Here is a 19135-nt window from a genome sequence, read left to right on the forward strand (position 1 = left end):
CCCGCGCCGGTTGACAGGCGCCCTTTCCGCGCGTCGCGCGACTCGGCAAGCGAGAAGTTGTCCCCGGCCGCCGCGCGGGGCGACGCTGGACGTCGGACGAGTGATCGGGGGTGTGCGGTGGCGCCGGAATGGTACCTGACGGTGGTCCGCGGCGATCCGAGCCCCGAGGAACTGGCCGCGCTCATCGTGGCGCTCGCCGCCCGTGCCGCCTCCGCCGCGGACGCCGAGGACCCCCAGGCCTCTGGGGACCCCGCGGAACCCCCCGCCCGGCGCCGCTGGCGCGACGCCGCCCGCCGCGCCCCGGCCCCCGGCGGCGACCCCGGCGCCTGGCGCGTGAGCGGCTGGGCCTGACGGGAAACGCGCGAAATTCCCGAATCCGGATGGTACCGCAATACGGGAGATGTAACTCGCGGATCGCACATATGACCATGAAATGGTCGAGCTGATGTGAGTAACCGTCATCGGCTGACGGTGAAACGTGAGGAGCATTATGCCTACCCTGTTCGGTTCGCTGCGCAGACTCCTGTTGACGCCGTCGCTGGCCGAGGTGACTTTCGGCGAGCGGGGTTTTCCCGTCACCCCGACGGATGCCACACGGCGGCTTGAGGCCATTCCCCAGGCGGTGATCTGCGGATTCGAGTGGGGAATCGACGCGCGCGACCAGTGGGAGGTCGAGCGCCGCCTGAGCCTCGTGGACCCCGAGCACCGCGGTTTCGCCTACGAGGGCGCGACGATGGCCTTCACCGTGGTGGACGCGATGGGCGGCGGACGCGGGCACCGCACCCGTGACCTCCTCCTCGGCCCCGGGCAGCCGCACATATTCCTCACCTACATCGGCATCGGCTTCGCCATGGCCCGCCTGCCGCGGCCGCTCTGGAAGAAGGTCATGCCCGACCTCAGCGGCTCGGCGTACTACCCGACCATGAGCTGGCTCGCCGTGGACGGCTACGGCTTCGACCGCGCCTACTTCGAGACCCGGCGCTGGGTGGACGAGCAGCGCGTGCCGGCCGCCTATTCGTGGGAGGGGTCCCCGGACTACTTCCTGCGCGCGGTGGACCAGGGCATCGGCAGGGCGCTGTGGTTCATCCACGGCGGCCAGGCCGCCGACGTGGCCGCGCACGTGCGCGCGTTCGCCTCGCACCGGCAGGCCGACCTGTGGGGCGGCGTCGGCCTCGCCGCGACCTTCGCCGGCGGCGCCGAGCCCGAGGTCCTCGCGATCCTGCGCGCCGAGGCCGGCGAGTACCGGCCCGAGGTGGCCCAGGGCGCGGTCTTCGCGGCCAAGGCCCGCGACTTCGCCGGGTTCGTTCCCCCGCACACCGAGGTCGCCACCTCGGTCCTCGCCGGCCTCACCGTCCGCGGCGCCGTGGCGCTCGCCGACGACGCGGCCGTGACCGCGCCGGCCTCCGGCGTCCCCGCCTACGAGCTGTGGCGGCGCGGCGTGCGGGCGCGTTTCGTCTCCGAGGGCACGCCCGTCGCGGGCTGAAGCCCTTTTTCATAGCGGAAATTCGCCGGTCGCTTCTTCGCGGGCGGATATTCATTGCAAGGCGCGCCGGCTCCGGCATGCCGGGAAACGGGTTCCCGCGCGGACGCGGTTGAGCAAGTCCGAAGTGGGTCCGGTGTCGATGCCGATGGTTACATTTGACCAAACACGACCCCTGGACAAGGGGAAACTCCCGCGGGAGGGAGAGGTAATTGCCCAGCCTTCTTCGGTCGCTAAGGCGCCGTATTCTCACACCCAACGTCTCGGAGACGAAACTTTCGACGCGTGGATTCCACGTGAAAAACGAGGAATCACGTGACCTGCTGGAGACGGTCGGGGAGATGTTCCTCACCGGATTCGCGTACGCGGTGGAGTCACGTACCACCGCCGAGGCCGAGGAGCGGTTGGAGACGCTCCCTCTGAGGTTCCGCGGATTCGCCTACGAGGGCGCGGGGATGGGGTTCGCGATCCTCGACGCCATGCCGTTCACCAGTGGCCGCAAGGTCGCCGAGTTCCTCGCGGGCCCGCGCGGGGAGGCCCAGACCGACCTGATCTACGTCGGTGTCGGCTGGGCCATGGCGCGGCTGCCCAAGTTCCTGTGGTCGCGCCTCCACGCGCCCGACCCGCTGCTGCGGTGGCTCGCGCTGGACGGATACGGCTTCCACCAGGCGTACTTCCAGACCGAGAAGTACGTGCGGCAGCAGTACCAGGACCCCGCGTTCCCGTGGCCCGCCGGTGGCCCTCCCGGTTACGCCAACCGCGTCATCGACCAGGGCATCGGGCGGGCCATGTGGTTCGTCGGCGGCACCGACGTCGACGTCGTCGCCGACCTGATCGAGACCTTCCCCGAGCGCCGCAGGGCGGACCTGTTCGCCGGGAGCGGCCTGGCCGCGACCTACGCCTGCGGCGTCGAGGAGGACGAGCTGCGCAGGTTCAGGGAGCGCGCGGGCCAGTACCGCCCGCAGCTCGCGCAGGGGTCGGCGTTCGCCGCCGAGGCGCGGTACCGGCCCGGCCTGGTCGTGCCGTCCACCGAGCTCGCGACGAGCGTCTTCTGCGGCACGACGGCCGAACGGGCGGCGATGGTCTGCTACGAGACCATTCCCGACCAGCCGGACCAGGGCGATGTGCCCGCCTACGAGGTGTGGCGCCGGCGCATCGCCGACCAACTTGTAACTCTTGGAGGTGTTACCCAGTGACCACGACCTTTGGCTGGCTTCGCAGACAGCTTCCGGGAGTCGTCGCTCTCGTGCTGGTCACGAGCGTCTTCTTGATCGCCCGTCTGCCCAGCTACTCGTCCGCCGAGGCGGCGACCATCGCGCAGAAGTTCGCGTTCAAGCCCCTGTCGATCGCGCTGCCCAGCGGATACCCACAGAAGTCGATCCGCCAGGTGAACAAGGACTACAAGCACATCGACGCCTGGATCTCCTCGGTCGGCGCCGCCGTCGCGATGAACGACCTCGACGGCGACGGGCTGTCCAACGACATCTGCCTCGTGGACACGCGCATCGACCAGGTCGTGATCACCCCGGCCCCGGGCGCCAAGTCCACCCGGTACGCGCCGTTCGCGCTGAAGAGCACGCTGCCGATGAACGACGTCATGGCCCCGATGGGCTGCGTCCCCGGCGACTACAACGAGGACGGCCGCGTCGACCTGCTCGTCTACATGTGGGGCCGCACGCCGATCATCTACCTGGCCCAGCCCGGCGCCACCAAGCTGGACGTGAGCGCCTACCGGTCGGTCGAGCTGGTGCCCGGCCCGAACGCCGCGGGCGGCAAGTACACCGGCCCGCAGTGGAACACCAACGCCGCGACCGTCGCCGACTTCGACGGTGACGGGCACGACGACATCTTCATCGGCAACTACTTCGCCGACGGCCCCGTCCTGGACCCGAAGGTCGCGGGCGGCGTCCACATGAACCACTCGATGTCGGCCGCGCACAACGGCGGCGAGGACTACTTCTTCCGCTTCACCGGCCTGCAGAGCGGCACGCCCGCCTACGAGTGCCAGGACGACGTCCTGCCCAAGGACGAGTCCAAGGGCTGGGAGCTCGCCGCCGCGGCCAACGACCTGGACGGCGACCTGCTGCCCGAGCTGTACCTGGCCAACGACTTCGGCCCGGACCGCATGTACTACAACCGGTCCACCCCCGGCACCATCAAGCTGGCGCTGGTGGAGGGCGTGCGCTCGCCGCTGGTCCCCAAGTCCAAGGCGGTCGGCCGCGACTCCTTCAAGGGCATGGGCGTCGACTTCGGCGACCTGGACCACGACGGCATCTACGACATGTTCGTCAGCAACATCACCACCTCGTGGGGCATCGAGGAGAGTAACTTCCAGTTCGTCTCGACCGCCAAGAACCAGGAGGACCTGCGCGCCCAGCTCCGTGACGGCGTCGCCCCCTGGAAGGACGAGAGCGGCCCGGCGGGCACCGCCTGGTCCGGCTGGGGCTGGGACGTCAAGATCGAGGACTTCAACAACGGCGGTGAGCTGCAGATCGCCCAGGCCACCGGCTTCGTCAAGGGACAGACCGACCGCTGGCCGCAGCTCCAGGAGCTCGCCACCGCCAACGACGAGATGCTGCAGAACCCGTTCTGGTGGCCGAACGCCACTGCGGGCGACGACATCGGCGGCAACCAGACGCTGCACTTCTTCGTGAAGGGCCCCTCCGGGCGCTACGTCGACCTCGCCAAGGAGCTCGGCCTGGCCATCCCGGTGCCGACGCGCGGCATCGCCACCGGTGACGCCGACGGCGACGGCCGCCTGGACTTCGCGGTCGCCCGCCAGTGGGAGGCCCCGGTCTTCTACCAGAACCAGAGCCCGGACGCCGGCGCCTTCGTCGGCCTGCGCCTGACCCACGAGACCTCCGCCGCGAAGGGCAAGGCCGCCAAGGGCGCGCTCGCCGCCCCCGGCTCGCCGGTCACCGGCGCCCAGGTCTGCGTGACGACCCCGGACGGCCGCAAGTTCGTCGCCCGCGTCGACGGCAGCAGCGGCCACTCCGGCCGGCGCAGCACCGACGTCCACATCGGCCTCGGTCCGAACGTCGCGGGCCCGCTGAAGGCGGAGATCAAGTGGCGTGACCGCACCGGCAAGCCGCACAAGCAGGAACTCCAGCTCACCCCTGGCTGGCACTCCCTCACACTCGGCCAGCAGGCCAAGGAGAAGTGATCATGTCTGACCAGAAGCCAAGCGCTCCGCCGCGGCACGACCCCAAGGTCGTCATCGCGCTGCGCAACTTCGCGTTGTCCATCACGGTGTTCAACATCGTCGGCTACACGATCCTCGGATTCGAGCAGCCGTGGCTGTGGCCCTTCATCGCGCTCGCGGTCGGCTACGCCACCGAGATCGGCCTGGAGAAGATCGGCGCGAAGGTCGAGGGACGCACCCCCCGCTACATGGGCAACGGCTTCCGCGGCCTGCGCGAGTTCCTGTACCCGGCGCACATCACCAGCCTCGCCATGAACATGCTGATCTACGTCAACGACCAGGTGATGGTGCTGGTGTTCGGCGTCGTGGTGGCCGTCGGCGCCAAGTGGGTGCTCCGCGCCCCGGTCAAGGGCCGCATGCGCCACTACATGAACCCCTCGAACTTCGGCATCGCCGTGATCCTGCTGGTGTTCCCGTGGGCGAGCATCGCGCCGCCCTACCACTTCACCGAGAACATCGACACCTGGGCCGACTGGCTGATTCCCGGCCTGATCATCGTCGGCGGCACCATGCTGAACGGCAAGCTCACCGGCCGCATGCCGCTGATCGCCGGCTGGGTCGGCGTCTTCGCCCTCCAGGCCGTCGTCCGCGGCATCTTCTTCGGCACGTCCATCTCGGCCGCGCTCGCCATGATGACCGGTGTCGCGTTCGTCCTGTACAGCAACTACATGGTCACCGACCCCGGCACCAGCCCGTCCAAGCCGTGGTCCCAGTTCGCCTTCGGCGGCGGTGTCGCCCTGATGTACGGGCTGCTGACCGCCGTGCACATCTCCTACGCGCTCTTCTTCGCCACCGCCGGCATCTGCGCCATCCGCGGCGGCTTCTTCTGGGCGCTGCACTTCGTCAACAAGGCCCGCGAGCAGCGCGAGGCGGCCACGGCTCCCCAGCCCCTTCCGCCCCTGCCCGTCGACGCGATCTCGCCGAACGGTAAAGAGGTCGCCGCCGTATGACCAGGATCGCGATCGTCGGCATGGCGTGCCGGTACCCGGACGCCACGTCGCCGAGAGAGCTCTGGGAGAACGCTCTCGCCGGTCGCCGCGCCTTCCGAAGACTGCCCGACGTGCGCATGCGCCTTGAGGACTACTGGGATCCCGATCCGGCGACCCCGGACACGTTCTACGCGCGCACGGCGGCGGTCATCGAGGGCTACGAGTTCGACCGGGTCCGCTACAAGATCGCCGGTAGCACGTACCGCTCCACCGACCTGACCCACTGGCTCGCCCTCGACATGGCGGGCCAGGCGCTGGCGGACGCGGGATTCCCCGGGGCGGAAGGCCTGCCCCGGGAGCGCACCGGCGTGGTGGTGGGCAACACCCTCACCGGCGAGTTCACCAGGGCGAACGTCATGCGGCTGCGCTGGCCGTACGTCCGCCGCACCGTGGCCGCGGTCCTCAAGGAACAGGGCTGGGACGACGACCGTCTCGCCACGTTCCTCGCCGACCTGGAGGTCACCTACAAGAACCCGTTCCCGCCCGTCGACGAGGACACCCTGGCCGGTGGCCTCTCCAACACGATCGCCGGGCGGATCTGCAACCACTTCGACCTGAACGGCGGCGGCTACACCGTCGACGGCGCGTGCTCCTCGTCGCTGCTGTCGGTGACCACCGCCTGCAAGGGCCTGATCGACGGCGACATCGACGTGGCGATCGCGGGCGGGGTGGACCTGTCCATCGACCCGTTCGAGATCATCGGCTTCGCCAAGACCGGCGCCCTGGCCAAGGGCGAGTTCCGCCTGTACGACCGGCACTCCAACGGCTTCTGGCCGGGCGAGGGCTGCGGCATGGTCGTGCTGATGCGCGAGGAGGACGCCCTCGCCGCCCGGCACCGGATCTACGCCACCATCGCCGGCTGGGGCATCTCCTCCGACGGCAAGGGCGGCATCACCCGGCCCGAGGTGGGCGGTTACAAGCTCGCGCTGCGCCGCGCCTACGACCGCGCCGGGTTCGGCATCGAGAGCGTCGAGCTGTTCGAGGGCCACGGCACGGGCACGGCGGTCGGCGACAAGACCGAGCTGACCGCCCTGTCCGAGGCCCGCGCCGAGGCCGGCGCGGACGTGCCGGCCGCGGTCACCTCGATCAAGGGCATGATCGGCCACGCCAAGGCGGCGGCCGGCGTCGCGGGGCTCATCAAGACCGCGATGGCCGTGCACGAGCAGGTGCTGCCGCCGACCATCGGCTGCGTCGACCCGCAGGACATCCTCACCTCCGAGTCGGCCACGCTGCGCGCCCTGCGCAAGGCGGAGCCCTGGCCCACCGGCACGCCCGTGCGCGCCGGCGTCACCGCCATGGGCTTCGGCGGCATCAACACCCACGTCGTGCTGGAGAAGACCGGCCCGCGCAAGCGCGTGCTGTCCACGCGCACCCGGCAGCTCGCCGCCTCCTCCCAGGACGCCGAACTGCTGCTCGCCGACGCCGCCTCGCCGCAGGCCCTGCGCGACCGGCTCGCCGAGCTGGCCGACTTCGTGATCACGGTGTCGTACGGCCAGGTCGCCGACCTCGCGGCCACGCTGCAGCGCGAGCTGCGCGACCTGCCGTTCCGCGCCGCCGTGGTCGCGACCTCGCCCGAGGACGCCGAGCGGCAGTTGCGCCGCGCGATCGACGCCCTCGACGCGGGCGAGACCACGCTGATCACGCCGGACGGCCGGGCGTTCCTCGGCCACGCCGACGGGCCCGGCCGGGTGGGCTTCCTGTTCCCCGGCCAGGGGTCGGGGCGCGGCACCAGCGGCGGCGCGCTGCGCCGCAGGTTCTCCGAGGTCGAGGAGATCTACCTGCGGGCGGACCTGCCGGTCTCCGGCGACATGGTGGCGACCGCGGTCGCCCAGCCGCGCATCGTCACCGGCTCGATCGCGGGCCTGCGCGCGCTGTCCCTCATCGGCGTGGAGGCCGAGGTCGCCGTCGGGCACAGCCTCGGCGAGATCTCGGCCCTGCACTGGGCCGGCGCGCTCGACGAGGACGCCCTGCTGCGCGTGGCCGCGGTCCGCGGCCGGGCCATGACCGAGCGCAGCAGCGCCACGGGCACCATGGCCGGCGTCCGCGCGACCCCGGACGCGGTGATCCAGCTCCTCGGCGACCTGCCCGTCGTCATCGCCGGGTACAACGGCCCCGAGCAGACCGTGGTCGCCGGGACGGTCGAGGCGGTCGAGGCGTTCGGCGCCAAGGCCACCGCCGCGGGCCTGAAGTGGACCCGCCTCGCGGTGTCCCACGCCTTCCACTCGCCGCTGGTCGCCCCGGCCGCCGAGCAGTTCGGCGCCGCCCTCGACGAGGAGGAGTTCGGCCCCGTCGGACGGCGGATCGTCTCCACCGTCACCGGGGAGACGCTGGCCTCGTCCACCGACGTCCGCGTCCTGCTGCGCGACCAGATCACCGACCCGGTGCTGTTCACCCAGGCGGTCGAGCGCGCGGCCAAGGACATCGACCTGTTCGTCGAGGTCGGCCCCGGCCGGGTGCTGAGCGGCCTGGCCGCGTCGGTGACCGACGTCCCCGCCGTGCCGCTGGACACCGACGACGAGTCGCTGACCGGGCTGCTGCGCGTGGCCGGCGCCGCGTACGTCTCGGGCGTCCCGGTCGTGCACGAGGAGCTGTTCCACGGGCGGCTGCTGCGCCCGCTGGAGGTCGGGACGGAGTTCTCGTTCTTCCAGAGCCCCGTCGAGCAGGCGCCGCAGGTCAGCGTCACCGGCACGGTCCGCCGCGAGGCGGCCGCCGCGGCCCCGGCCGTCGCCGAGCCCGCGGCTCCGGCGGCGACCGGCTCGGAGTCGAGCATCGACCTGCTGCGCCGCCTGGCGGCCGAGCGGGCCGAGCTCCCGCTGGAGATGGTGAGCGAGGACGCCAGGCCCCTGGACGAGCTGCACCTCAGCTCGGTCACGGTGATGCACATCATCGACCAGGCCAGCCAGCGGCTCGGCGTCCCGGCGTCCAACGCGCCGACCAACCTCGCCACGGCGAGCCTGCGCGAGCTGTCGGAGGCGCTGGACGCGCTCGCCGCGGACGCCAGGAGCGCCGAGGCGGCCGGCCCCGCGATCGTCGCGGGCGCCGCGCCCTGGTCGCGGCCGTTCGCGGTCGACCTGGACGAGCTGCCGCTTCCCGCGCGCACCTCTCCCCAGGAGAACGGCCGCTGGCGGCTCTTCGCGCCCGAGGGCACCGCGCTCGCCGGGTCGCTGCACCAGGCGCTCGAAACGGGCGGCGTCGGCTCCGGCCTGGTCGTGGTGCTGCCCGAGGGACGCGCCGAGGCGCACCTGGAGCACGCGCTGCGCGCCGCGAAGGAGGCGGTCGCCAGCGAGCCGGGCACCCGCTTCGTCGCCGTCCAGCACGGCGCCGGCGCGGCCGGCCTCGCCAAGACCCTCCAGCTGGAGGCGCCGCACCTGCGCACCACCATCGTCCACCTGCCCCCCGGCCCCGACGCGGTCGCCCGCGTCGTGGACGAGGTCGCCGCGACCACCCGGTTCTCCGAGGTGTTCTACGACGACCGGGGCACGCGCCGGGTGCCGACCCTGCGCGTGCTGCCGGTGCGGGCCGCCCGCACCGACCGGCCGCTCGGCGCCGGCGACGTGCTGCTGGTGACCGGCGGCGGCAAGGGCATCACCGCCGAGTGCGCGCTCGCGGTGGCCGCCGACTCCGGGGCCAAGCTGGCCGTGCTCGGCCGCTCGGACCCGGCGGCCGACCAGGAGCTGTCGGACAACCTGCGGCGGATGGCCGACTCCGGCGTCACGGTGCGCTACGCCCGCGCCGACGTCACCGACGCCGCCCAGGTGCGGGCCGCGGTGGCCGGGCTGGCGGCCGAGCTCGGGCAGGTCACCGCCGTCCTGCACGGCGCGGGCCGCAACGAGCCCGCCGCGCTGACCGGCCTGGACATGGGCGCGTTCCGGCGCACCTTCGCCCCGAAGGTCGACGGCCTGCGCAACGTCCTGGACGCGGTCGACCCCGGCGCGCTGCGCCTGCTGGTCACGTTCGGCAGCATCATCGGCCGGGCCGGCCTGCAGGGCGAGGCGCACTACTCCACCGCCAACGACTGGATGGCGGAGATCACCCGCGAGGTGGGGGAGACCCACCCCGGCTGCCGGGCGATCTGCATGGAGTGGTCGGTCTGGTCCGAGGTCGGCATGGGCGAGAAGCTCTCGGTGGTCGACGCGCTCGGCCGCATGGGCGTCACCGCCATCACGCCCGAGCAGGGCGTGCAGATCATGCGCAGGCTCGTCACCGACCCCGACGTCCCCGCCACCGTGGTGATCAGCGGCCGTACGCAGGGCATCGACACCGCCCGCTACGACCTGCCCGAGCTGCCGCTGCTGCGGTTCGTCGACAAGCCCCTCGTCCACTACCACGGCGTCGAGCTCGTCACCGAGGTGGAGATGAACGCGGGCACCGACCTGTACCTCGCCGACCACCTGCTCGACGGCAACCTGCTGTTCCCCGCCGTCTTCGGCATGGAGGCGATGGCGCAGGTCGCCGGTGCGGTCACCGGTCGCGAGACCGCACCGGTCATCGAGGACGCGGAGTTCGTCCGGCCCATCATCGTGCCGCCCGCGGGCAGCACGACGATCCGGGTCGCGGCCACCGTCGTCGACGGCGACCAGGACGGCGAGACCGTCGCGGTCGCGATCCGCAGCGCGGAGACCGGCTTCGAGGTGGACCACTTCCGCGCGACCGTGCGGTTCACCGGGGACCCGGTGCCGCAGGGCCCGCCGGAGCAGGTCGCCGAGGGCCTGCCGGTCGTGCCGCTGGACCCGGCCACCGAGATGTACGGCGACGTGCTGTTCCAGGGCGGACGGTTCCACCGCCTGCGCCGTTACCACCGCGCCGCCGCACGTCACGTCGACGCCGAGGTGGCCGCGCTGGACGCGCGCGACTGGTTCGCCGGGTTCCTGCCCGGCGAGCTGCGGCTCGCCGACCCGGGCATGCGCGACGCGCTCATGCACGGCAACCAGGTCTGCGTCCCCGACGCGACCCTGCTGCCGACCGGCATCGAGCGGGTGCACGCGGGCGGGTCCGCGCTCACCGGCACGGAGGGTCTGCGTTACTGCGCCACCGAGCGCCTGCGCGACGGCGACACCTACATCTACGACATCGCCGTCCGCACGCCCGCCGGCGAGGTGGTCGAGCGGTGGGAGGGGCTGCGCCTGCAGGCCGTCCGCAAGAAGGACGGCCGGGGACCGTGGGTCACCCCGCTGCTCGGCTCGTACGTGGAGCGGACGCTGGAGGACCTGGTCGGCGCCCGTGTCGCGGTCGCCGTCGAACCCCGCCTCGGCGACGCCGGCGACCCCGGCGACGAGGCGCGGACGGCCGTCGCGGCCGGGCGCGCCGCCGGACGCCCGGTCACGCTGCGCGCGCGGCCGGACGGGCGGCACGAGGTCGAGGGCGGCCCGGTGGTCTCCGCGGCCCACGGCGCCGGGCTCACGCTGGTCGTCCTCACCGACGGCAAGGCGGGCACCGGCGTGGCCGAGGTCGCCGAGCGCACCGAGGCCGAGTGGAAGAAGGTGCTCGGCGCCCGCCTGCCGCTGGCCAAGGAGGTCTCCGCCCGCACCGGCGAGGGCCTCGGCACCGCGGCGGCCCGCGTGCAGGCCGCCGTGGCGAGCATGCGCGAGGCCGGGCTGTCCGCCCGTGCGCGGCTCACCTTCCACGAGGGGAGCGGCGAGGCGTGGGCGGTGTTCGCCTCCGGCGAGACGCGCGTCGCGACGCTGGCCACCACGCTGCGGGACGCGCCGGCGCCGGTGGTCCTCGCGGTGCTCACCGAAGGGAGGCCGTAGGCCTTGAGCAAGTACTACGAGTATCTGCACACGGTCGGCTTCGAGGAGACCAACCTCGTCGGCAACGTGTACTACGTGAACTACCTGCGGTGGCAGGGCCGCTGCAGGGAGATGTTCCTGAAGGAGAGAGCCACCGAGGTGCTCGCCGACATGCAGGACGACCTGAAGCTGTTCACGCTGAAGGTCGACTGCGAGTTCTTCGCCGAGATCACCGCCTTCGACGAGCTCTCGATCCGGATGCGGCTGGTGGAGCTGGCCAAGACGCAGGTCGAGTTCAGCTTCGACTACGTCCGGCTGGACCGGGGCGGCGGCGAGACGCTCGTCGCCCGCGGACGGCAGCGGGTGGCCTGCATGCGCGGGCCCAACACCCGCACGGTTCCCGCCAGGGTCCCCGACGCCCTGGCGCAGGCGCTCGAACCCTACGCGTCATAGGCGCGGACCCGAACAGTGAGCAGGAGACCAGCGTGAACGTCGACAACTCCGCGCCACCCCGCCCGGCGACCGAGGCGAAGTCACTGCGGCGGGCGTTCGGGGCCTTCGCCACCGGCGTCACCGTGGTGACGACCGGCGGCGACGTCCCGCACGCCATGACCGCCAACTCCTTCACCTCGGTGTCGCTCGATCCGCCGCTCCTGCTGGTCTGCGTCGACCGCGGCGCGCTGATGCACCAGTACCTCAGCGCGTCGCGGTTCTTCGGGGTGTCGGTGCTCGCCTCGCACCAGGAGGCGGAGGCGATGCACTTCGCCGACCGCCACCGCACGCTCGGGGCCGCCCAGTTCGAGCGCGTCGACTGGTACCCCGGACGCCTGACCGGCGTGCCGCTGCTCGGCGGCACGCTGGCGAGCTTCGAGTGCGAGATGTGGCGCGCCTACGACGGCGGGGACCACACCATCTTCATCGGCGAGGTCTTGAACCTGCACCAGCCCACCGACAGGGAAGCGCTGCTCGTCTTCAAGGCCAAGATCCGCCAGCTCAGTCCCGATTGGAGTGAGGTGCCGGCGTGACCCTGACCGGACCCAAGGCCACGGCGGCGTCCGGGGGAACCTCCCCGGGCGCCCGCCGGGTGCCGCCCGGCCCGCCCCTGTGGGCCGGGCCGAGCCTGTTCAAGAAGCTCGCCACCGACCGCCTGGCCCTGATGGAGCAGGCCGCGACCTACGGCGACGCGGCGAAGCTGACCATCGGCCCCAAGAAGCTGTACTTCTTCAACCATCCCGACCACGCCAAGCACGTGCTCGCCGACAACAGCGGCAACTACCACAAGGGCGTGGGCCTGGTCCAGGCGCGGCGCGCCATCGGCGACGGCCTGCTGACCAGCGAGGGCGAGCTGTGGCGCAAACAGCGCCGCATGATCCAGCCGGTGTTCCAGAACAAGCGGATCTCCCAGCAGGCCGGGGTCATCGCCGCGGAGGCGGCGAACCTGGTCGAGCGGCTGCGCGCCAAGGGGCGCCAGGGACCGGTCGACGTCGTCCAGGAGATGACGTGGCTGAGCCTCGGCGTGCTCGGCCGCACGCTGCTGGACGCCGACCTCGGCGCGTTCGACCGGATCGGCCAGGACTTCGAGGCCGTCCAGGACCAGGCGATGTTCGAGCTGGTCACGCTGAGCAAGGTGCCGATGTGGGTGCCGCTGCCCAAGCAGCTCCGCTTCCGCCGCGCCCGCAACGACCTGCAGCGCATCGTCGACCACCTGGAGGCCGAGCGGCTGCGCACGGGCATCGACGGCGACGACGTCGTCTCGCGGCTCATCGGCTCGACGCGGGAGGAGTCCGACCACCGTGTCGGGCGGCAGCGCATGCGCGACGAGCTCGTCACGCTGCTGCTGGCCGGGCACGAGACCACGGCGAGCACCCTGTCGTGGACGTTCCACCTCATCGACGGGCACCCGGAGGTGCGCGAGCGGCTGCACGCCGAGGCCGTCGAGGTGCTCGGCGACCGGCTGCCGGTCTACGAGGACCTGAGCCGGCTGACGTACACCGCGATGGTGGTGGAGGAGGTCATGCGCCTCTACCCGCCGGTGTGGATGCTGCCCCGCGAGGCCCAGGGCGACGACGAGGTGGGCGGCTACCACGTGCCCGCGGGCGCCGACGTGCTGATCAGCCCCTACACGCTGCACCGGCACCCGGCGTTCTGGGACAGGCCCGAGGTGTTCGACCCCGAGCGGTTCGACCCGGGACGCCCCTCGGGACGCCCCCGGTACGCCTACATCCCCTTCGGCGCCGGACCACGGTTCTGCGTCGGCAACCACCTCGGCATGATGGAGGCCACGTTCGTGATCGCCATGGTGGCGCGCGACCTGCGGCTGGCCAAGGTGCCGGGGTACGAGGTGGTCCCCGAGCCGATGCTGTCGCTGCGGGTGCGCGGCGGCCTGCCCATGACGGTGCACGCCGCCGGGGCCTGAGCGGAAGACCCCTCCACCCGCCGGCGCCGGGCGCATCCCGGTGCCGGCGGGCGGGGCCCTCGCGCGCGGGATCGTGGCCGGCTTTCCCGCGCGCAACAGGGGTCACATTCGCCTGCCCCTTAAGGGAGGCATTCCCTTTTCCGGGCACGGCGGATTTCCGCGCCGACGCGGTGGGGGCCGTGTCAGGGGGCGCGGAAGATGATCTGGGGTGGCGGCGGCATGCCGTCGTGAACGACGATGGTCCCGTTCCGGGGGACTCATCGTCACGCCGTGTTCCGCCATTACGCGGGCACGGCGCCGTTCTCATATTCCCGGAATCACGCGTCCCGCGCGGCACGCCGGGGCGCCATTCGCGTATGCGATTCTTTTCCGCGGGCCCGTGGCTTTTTCCGGGCGCGCCGCGCGCGTCCGCCGGAGAAGCGGGCCGGCAAAGTGAAAAGGACGGGCCTGGCCGGGGCCCGTCCGCCGCCGTGCGCCGCGCGGGGTGCGGCGCAGGCTCAGTGGGTGAGCTGGGGAACGCCGTCCGAGAGCAGGTCGCGCAGGGCGAGCAGGACGGGCGGGTCTAGGGGGCGGATGGGGCGGAGTCGCAGGTGGGCGAGCCGCAGCTCGGTGCCGGGCCGGACCGTGATGGGCCCGTGGCGGCCGATGCACAGACCCTCGTCCCCTCCGGCCGGGTGGGGGACGACGTCCTCCCTGCCGGGGGCGACGGACTGCGCCATCAGGTGCCATTCGCCCTGCGGGACGTCCTCCAGGACGAAGGGTCCCGGCCTGCGCAGGATCGTGTAGCGGACGGGCTTGCCTTCGAGAATTCTGTCGGGGAACAGCCCGGCGAAGATGGGCTGGTCCTTGAGAGGGGACGAGATGTCGCCCCTGATGGTGGTCACCGGCCTCCCTCGCCCGTCGCCGGCCACGGCGTCGGGCGGCATCTGCGGTGTGATGCTCTTGAGCTGCCGGTACTTCGTGGGGGAGAGCCCCACGCTCGCGGTGAACCGCGAGCTGAAGGTCCCCACGCTGGAATAGCCCACGCGGTGGCTGATGTCGGTGACCGTCAGCGAGGTGGTCGTGAGCAGGCGCTTGGCCTCCTGGATCCGCACCGCCGAAAGGAACCGGCCAGGCGACAACCCGGTGACCCGCTGGAACACCCGGGAGAAGTGGAACTTGCTGAACATCGCGGTACGCGCCATGTCGTTGATGGTCAGCTGCTCACCGAGGTTCTCGTGCATGCTCTTGACGACCCGTAGGACGGCTTGCTCGATCGCGTTTTCCATGGCTCCTCCCGTGCGCTGGAGGCGCTGTGATAATTGACCCCGAATTGACACGGGAGGACTCGTCATCGTGAGCCTCCGTCATCTGCTCACACCCCGAAGCGGCGAATGCAAGCCACTCCGCTGCGGTGTGATTTCAGGAATGAACGACGCCCGACGACGACACATCGACGGCACTTGGCCATGGCATCAGAATTGGGTGCGGCACCTGCCGCGACAACCCCTATCCGCCCCCTGCCTGCCCATATCCGGCAGACGCCGCGCGGGAATCCCCCCGATCCTTTGCGCCGAATGACGCCCGTCCCCGGCATTGCGCACGCGCGTTCACCGGCCAGAATCCACGTCCCCGTGGCACCGATGTCGGGGGTTAGGGGGGTGTTCGTCCGGAATGCGAAAGCAACTCAGGAGATGCACCTATCCAGGCGATGCCGTTCCATGAACTGGTCAGCAGCCCTCCTGGACGAGCGAGGATACGCGTATGCGACCGCCATCCACAGATGTAGACGACACCAGGACGATGACGCTGGAGGCGTTCGCGGACACGATCGTCCCCGGCGAGAAGCGCTCACCGGACGACCGGGCCATCGCCGGCGCCACCACCGGAGGCGGCGCGGTGCAGGCCGGAGCACTTGAACTGCTCGGATGGGACGCGACCGGGCTGACCGAGGGGCTGGACGGCTTCGCCACCGCCCTCACCGGCCACGCCACGGCGTACGCCCTGGAGCACGGCCTGGACCTGGACCCGGCCGTCCCGCCGTTCGTGTCCCTCGCCTTCGAGCACCGCACCGCGCTGGTGCGGCGGCTCACCACGCCCGGCCACCCCGAGAAGGAGCTCTGGGTCAGCCTCGCCCTGTTCTGCAACATGGCCTTCGACTCCGCCGCGCACATGAGCACCGCCGACGCCATCGCCCAGGGACACCCGGGCCTGCTGGCCATGGGCATCGAGAAGCCCGACGCCGACGGCCGGTGGAGGTTCCCGAACTTCTCCTACGGCCGGCCCCTGGCCCGTCTGCACCCGGACACGACCCCCACAGGGAGTCCCTCATGACCAGCACGGAACGCACCGACGTCCTCGTGGTCGGCAGCGGCTTCGGCGGCGCGATCGCGGCCTACCACCTCGCCGCGGGCGGGGCCCGGGTCGTCATCCTCGAACGCGGCCCCTGGCTGACCGGCCAGGACTTCGACCACGACTTCAAGCTCGGCTCGTCCTACACCCGGGCCTTCGACTTCACCGTCGGCGACGGCATGAGCATCCTCGGCGGCAACTGCGTCGGCGGCGGCAGCGTCGTCTACTTCGCCGCGATGCCGCGCGCCCCCCGGTTCGTCTTCGAGCGGCACGGCGGCATCGGCCGCCGCATGTGGCCGGCCTCCGTCAGCCGCGACACCCTCGACCCCTGGTACGACCGGGTGGCCGAGTCCATCCCGATCACCCAGCAGAACTGGGACGACGTCACCTACGCCGGCGGGCTGTGGGCCGCGGCCTGCGACCACGCGGGCCGCACCGCCAACCCCGTCCCGGCGGCCATCGACCGGAGCAAGTGCGTCAACTGCAACTGGATGATGGCCGGGTGCCACTTCGACGCCAAGCAGTCGCTGCTGCTCAACTACCTGCCCGCGGCCGTCGCGCACGGCGCCGAGATCCGCCCGCTGCACGAGGTGCAGCAGATCTCGCGCACCGACGACGGCGGCTACCGCGTGCACTACGACGTCATGGACGACGAGGACTACCGCCTGCGCGGCGAGAGCGGCACGATCGACGCCAAGATCGTCGTGATCGCCGCGGGCGCCGGCGCCACCCCCGTCATCCTCCAGCGCAGCGAGGCCACGCTCGGCGCCATGCCCCACGCCGTCGGCCGGTACTTCTCCGGCAACGGCGAGCGCCTCAACACCGCGATCATCAACGAGGACAAGGTGCGCGAGGTGCTCGGCCTCGAACGCGAGAACGGCCTGGCGTACGCGGCGAACCAGATCGGCAAGGGCCCGGTCGTCGCCAGCTGGGACCGGCTCGACGGCTCGCTGCCGGAGTTCGAGCGCTTCTCGCTGGAGCAGCTCTACTTCCCGCCCGGCCTCGGCACGATCCTCGCCGAGGTGCCCGGCGCGACCGGCCCGAGCTGGTTCGGCGTCGACAAGAAGGAGATCCTCAAGCGCTGGCAGTCCTGGCTCATCATCTTCCAGATGATCGAGGACAACAACGAGGGCGTCTTCGGCCCGCCGCCGGCCAAGGGCAACGCCGACCGGCTCTCCCAGCAGATGCTCGGCGTCGGCCGCCTCAAGTACGACCCCACCCCGCAGACGCTGCGCGCCTGGGCGCTGGCGGACGCCGAGGTCAAGGACATCCTGGAGCGCGACGGCCTCGCCGAGGTCGCCGCCTGGACCAACGACGTGGTCGGCGCCTACACCGTCCACCCGCTGTCGTCCTGCCGTATCGGCGACGACCCGGCCACCTCCGCGCTGGACGACCGCAACGAGCTGCGCGGCCACCCGGGCATCTTCGTCACCGACGGCTCGGCCGTGCCCGGCGCGCTCACCGTCAACCCGGCGATGACCATCTCGGCCCTGGCCGAGCGGGCCATCCCCGGCATCGTCGCCGCCGCCCGCGAGCGCGGCGTCGACGTCACCTACGGAGCCCCGGCCCCCGACGGCTCGACCAGCGGACGGCGCGGCGTCGCCCCGCTGATCCCGAGCCTCTCGCGCCGGTAAGGAGGGAGCGGGCGATGGGCAGGATGCTCAGCCGTGCGACGCTGCCGGGGACGCTGTCCCACGTCCGGCACGTCACCCCGGTACGACCCCGTACCGCGCCGGACCTCGTCGCGAAGGTCTACGCGCAGGTGGAGCGCGACTTCGGCATGCTGGCGCCGCCGATGCTCCTGCACTCACCCGCTCCCGTCACCCTCGCGGCGTCGTGGACGATGCTGCGGGAATCCCTCCTGGCCGCCGGGACCGCCGCCCGGCCGCTGAAGGAGGCGGTCGCGACCGCCGTGTCGCGCGGGAACGCCTGCCCCTACTGCGTCGACGTGCACCAGGCCACGATGGACGGCCTGGTGCGCGGCGGCCACGCCGCGCTGGTCGCGGCCGGCCGGGACGACGAGATCGACGACCCCGGCGTGCGCCGGGTGGCGTCGTGGGCGCGGGCGATCGGGACGCGCGACGCGGCGGCGCGGCACGAGCCGCCGCTCCCGGCCGAGCCGCTGCGCGAGCTGGTCGCGGTGGCGGTGACCTTCCACTACCTCAACCGCATGGTGAACGTGTTCCTCACCGAGTCGCCGCTGCCGCCGGAGGTGCCCACCGGCGCCCGCGGCACGCTGCTGCGGCTGTTCGGCCTGGTCATGCGGCGCTACGCCCGCCGCGCGGCCACGCCGGGCGACGCGCTCGTCCTGCTGCCTGCCGCCCCGCCGCCCGCCGACCTGGCGTGGGCGCAGGGGTCGCCGGGCCTGGCCGCCGCGTTCGCCCGCGCCGCCGCCGCCATCGACGAGGCCGGCGCCCGCTCGGTGCCGGGCCCGGTCCGCGACCTGGTGGCGGAGCGGCTGGCCGGGTGGGACGGCGCGCCCACCGGGATCAGCCGGGCCTGGGTGGCGGAGGCCGTGACCGCGCTGCCGCGGGACCTGCGCCCGGCCGGACGGCTGGCGCTGCTCACCGCGATGGCCTCCTACCAGGTCGACGACGGGCTCGTCGCCGACTTCCGCGAGGGAACGCCGGACGACCGCGCGCTGGTCGAGCTCACCTCGTGGGCGAGCATGGCGGCGGCGCGCAGGATCGGCTCCTGGAGCACGGCACGCCCCCAGACGGCGCCCCCAGCCATTCGAATTAGCCGCCCTTGATTTTCCGGGTCAACGGAATTGCAAATCGATAGTAAGACGAAGGCACTCACGGAGAAGACACCCGAATTCGCCTGATGCATGCTTGGTTCGTGGCGGACGCGACGTGCTAATTCCGTCTCCGTCGAATCGACATTCATTTTCAGATGCCTCCTGAGCTGGGCGGCAGCGATCGATAAGGCGCGCGCACGCGGGCCGAAAACGGTTTTCATTCGTTCGACAAGGTTATTTCAGTGAGA

13 protein-coding genes are annotated in these 19135 nt (G+C 71.9%); 12 read left to right on the plus strand and 1 reads right to left on the minus strand.

Annotated elements, in window-relative coordinates:
• Positions 1 to 117 precede the first annotated feature (117 nt).
• The 9 genes from BJ982_RS39455 to BJ982_RS19705 all read left to right on the plus strand — a co-directional run bounded on the left by BJ982_RS39455 (position 118) and on the right by BJ982_RS19705 (position 13816).
• Positions 118 to 351 (plus strand): acyl-CoA carboxylase epsilon subunit, encoded by a 234-nt coding sequence (locus BJ982_RS39455; RefSeq protein WP_239123695.1) that lies wholly within the window; start codon positions 118 to 120, stop codon positions 349 to 351.
• Between the two features lie 139 nt (positions 352 to 490).
• A complete protein-coding gene (locus BJ982_RS19670; protein ID WP_184882135.1) occupies positions 491 to 1483 on the plus strand; it encodes a DUF1702 family protein in 993 nt (330 codons plus the stop codon).
• Between the two features lie 209 nt (positions 1484 to 1692).
• Positions 1693 to 2676, plus strand: coding sequence for a DUF1702 family protein (locus BJ982_RS19675; protein WP_184882137.1), 984 nt, complete (start codon positions 1693 to 1695; stop codon positions 2674 to 2676).
• Positions 2673 to 4643 (plus strand): CRTAC1 family protein, encoded by a 1971-nt coding sequence (locus tag BJ982_RS19680; RefSeq protein ID WP_184882139.1) that lies wholly within the window; start codon positions 2673 to 2675, stop codon positions 4641 to 4643. The genes BJ982_RS19675 and BJ982_RS19680 overlap by 4 nt, the downstream gene beginning before the upstream one ends.
• 2 nt (positions 4644 to 4645) lie before the next feature.
• Positions 4646 to 5632, plus strand: coding sequence for an enediyne biosynthesis protein (locus tag BJ982_RS19685; protein ID WP_184882141.1), 987 nt, complete (start codon positions 4646 to 4648; stop codon positions 5630 to 5632).
• Entirely contained in the window at positions 5629 to 11421 is a 5793-nt protein-coding gene (locus BJ982_RS19690) for a type I polyketide synthase (RefSeq protein WP_184882142.1), read from the plus strand. The genes BJ982_RS19685 and BJ982_RS19690 overlap by 4 nt, the downstream gene beginning before the upstream one ends.
• A gap of 3 nt (positions 11422 to 11424) precedes the next feature.
• Complete coding sequence (locus tag BJ982_RS19695) at positions 11425 to 11853, plus strand: acyl-CoA thioesterase (protein WP_184616672.1); 429 nt, start codon at positions 11425 to 11427, stop codon at positions 11851 to 11853.
• 32 nt (positions 11854 to 11885) lie between these two features.
• Entirely contained in the window at positions 11886 to 12425 is a 540-nt protein-coding gene (locus tag BJ982_RS19700; protein WP_184882144.1) for a flavin reductase family protein, read from the plus strand.
• Positions 12422 to 13816 carry a cytochrome P450 gene (locus tag BJ982_RS19705; RefSeq protein ID WP_184882146.1) on the plus strand — a complete coding sequence of 465 codons (1395 nt, stop codon included), beginning with the start codon at positions 12422 to 12424 and terminating at the stop codon, positions 13814 to 13816. Before BJ982_RS19700 ends, BJ982_RS19705 begins: the two co-directional genes overlap by 4 nt.
• Positions 13817 to 14313: 497 nt before the next feature.
• Here the strand turns inward: BJ982_RS19705 and BJ982_RS19710 are convergent, their stop codons facing one another.
• Positions 14314 to 15084 carry a helix-turn-helix domain-containing protein gene (locus tag BJ982_RS19710; RefSeq protein ID WP_184882148.1) on the minus strand — a complete coding sequence of 257 codons (771 nt, stop codon included), beginning with the start codon at positions 15082 to 15084 and terminating at the stop codon, positions 14314 to 14316.
• A gap of 475 nt (positions 15085 to 15559) precedes the next feature.
• On the opposite strand from BJ982_RS19710, the gene BJ982_RS19715 reads away from it, so the two are divergent.
• The 3 genes from BJ982_RS19715 to BJ982_RS19725 are packed head-to-tail and all read left to right on the plus strand — an operon-like array spanning position 15560 to position 18899.
• Positions 15560 to 16129 carry a DUF5987 family protein gene (locus tag BJ982_RS19715; RefSeq protein ID WP_184882150.1) on the plus strand — a complete coding sequence of 190 codons (570 nt, stop codon included), beginning with the start codon at positions 15560 to 15562 and terminating at the stop codon, positions 16127 to 16129.
• On the plus strand, positions 16126 to 17781 hold the full coding sequence (locus BJ982_RS19720; RefSeq protein ID WP_184882152.1) for an FAD-dependent oxidoreductase: 1656 nt from the start codon (positions 16126 to 16128) through the stop codon (positions 17779 to 17781). Before BJ982_RS19715 ends, BJ982_RS19720 begins: the two co-directional genes overlap by 4 nt.
• 14 nt (positions 17782 to 17795) lie before the next feature.
• Positions 17796 to 18899: a carboxymuconolactone decarboxylase family protein gene (locus tag BJ982_RS19725; protein ID WP_184882154.1), complete on the plus strand. Its 1104-nt coding sequence runs from the start codon at positions 17796 to 17798 to the stop codon at positions 18897 to 18899.
• The last annotated feature ends 236 nt before the right edge of the window (positions 18900 to 19135 follow it).

It is taken from the genome of Sphaerisporangium siamense (assembly GCF_014205275.1).
GTDB lineage: Bacteria > Actinomycetota > Actinomycetes > Streptosporangiales > Streptosporangiaceae > Sphaerisporangium > Sphaerisporangium siamense.

Bases quoted from the DNA above. Each gene is read 5' to 3' on its own strand.
- BJ982_RS19670 (WP_184882135.1), top strand. From the start codon at position 491: ATGCCTACCCTGTTCGGTTCGCTGCGCAGACTCCTGTTGACGCCGTCG.
- BJ982_RS19725 (WP_184882154.1), top strand. From the start codon at position 17,796: ATGGGCAGGATGCTCAGCCGTGCGACGCTGCCGGGGACGCTGTCCCAC.
- BJ982_RS19685 (WP_184882141.1), top strand. From the start codon at position 4,646: ATGTCTGACCAGAAGCCAAGCGCTCCGCCGCGGCACGACCCCAAGGTC.
- BJ982_RS19715 (WP_184882150.1), top strand. From the start codon at position 15,560: ATGCGACCGCCATCCACAGATGTAGACGACACCAGGACGATGACGCTG.
- BJ982_RS19720 (WP_184882152.1), top strand. From the start codon at position 16,126: ATGACCAGCACGGAACGCACCGACGTCCTCGTGGTCGGCAGCGGCTTC.
- BJ982_RS19710 (WP_184882148.1), bottom strand. From the start codon at position 15,084: ATGGAAAACGCGATCGAGCAAGCCGTCCTACGGGTCGTCAAGAGCATG.
- BJ982_RS19690 (WP_184882142.1), top strand. From the start codon at position 5,629: ATGACCAGGATCGCGATCGTCGGCATGGCGTGCCGGTACCCGGACGCC.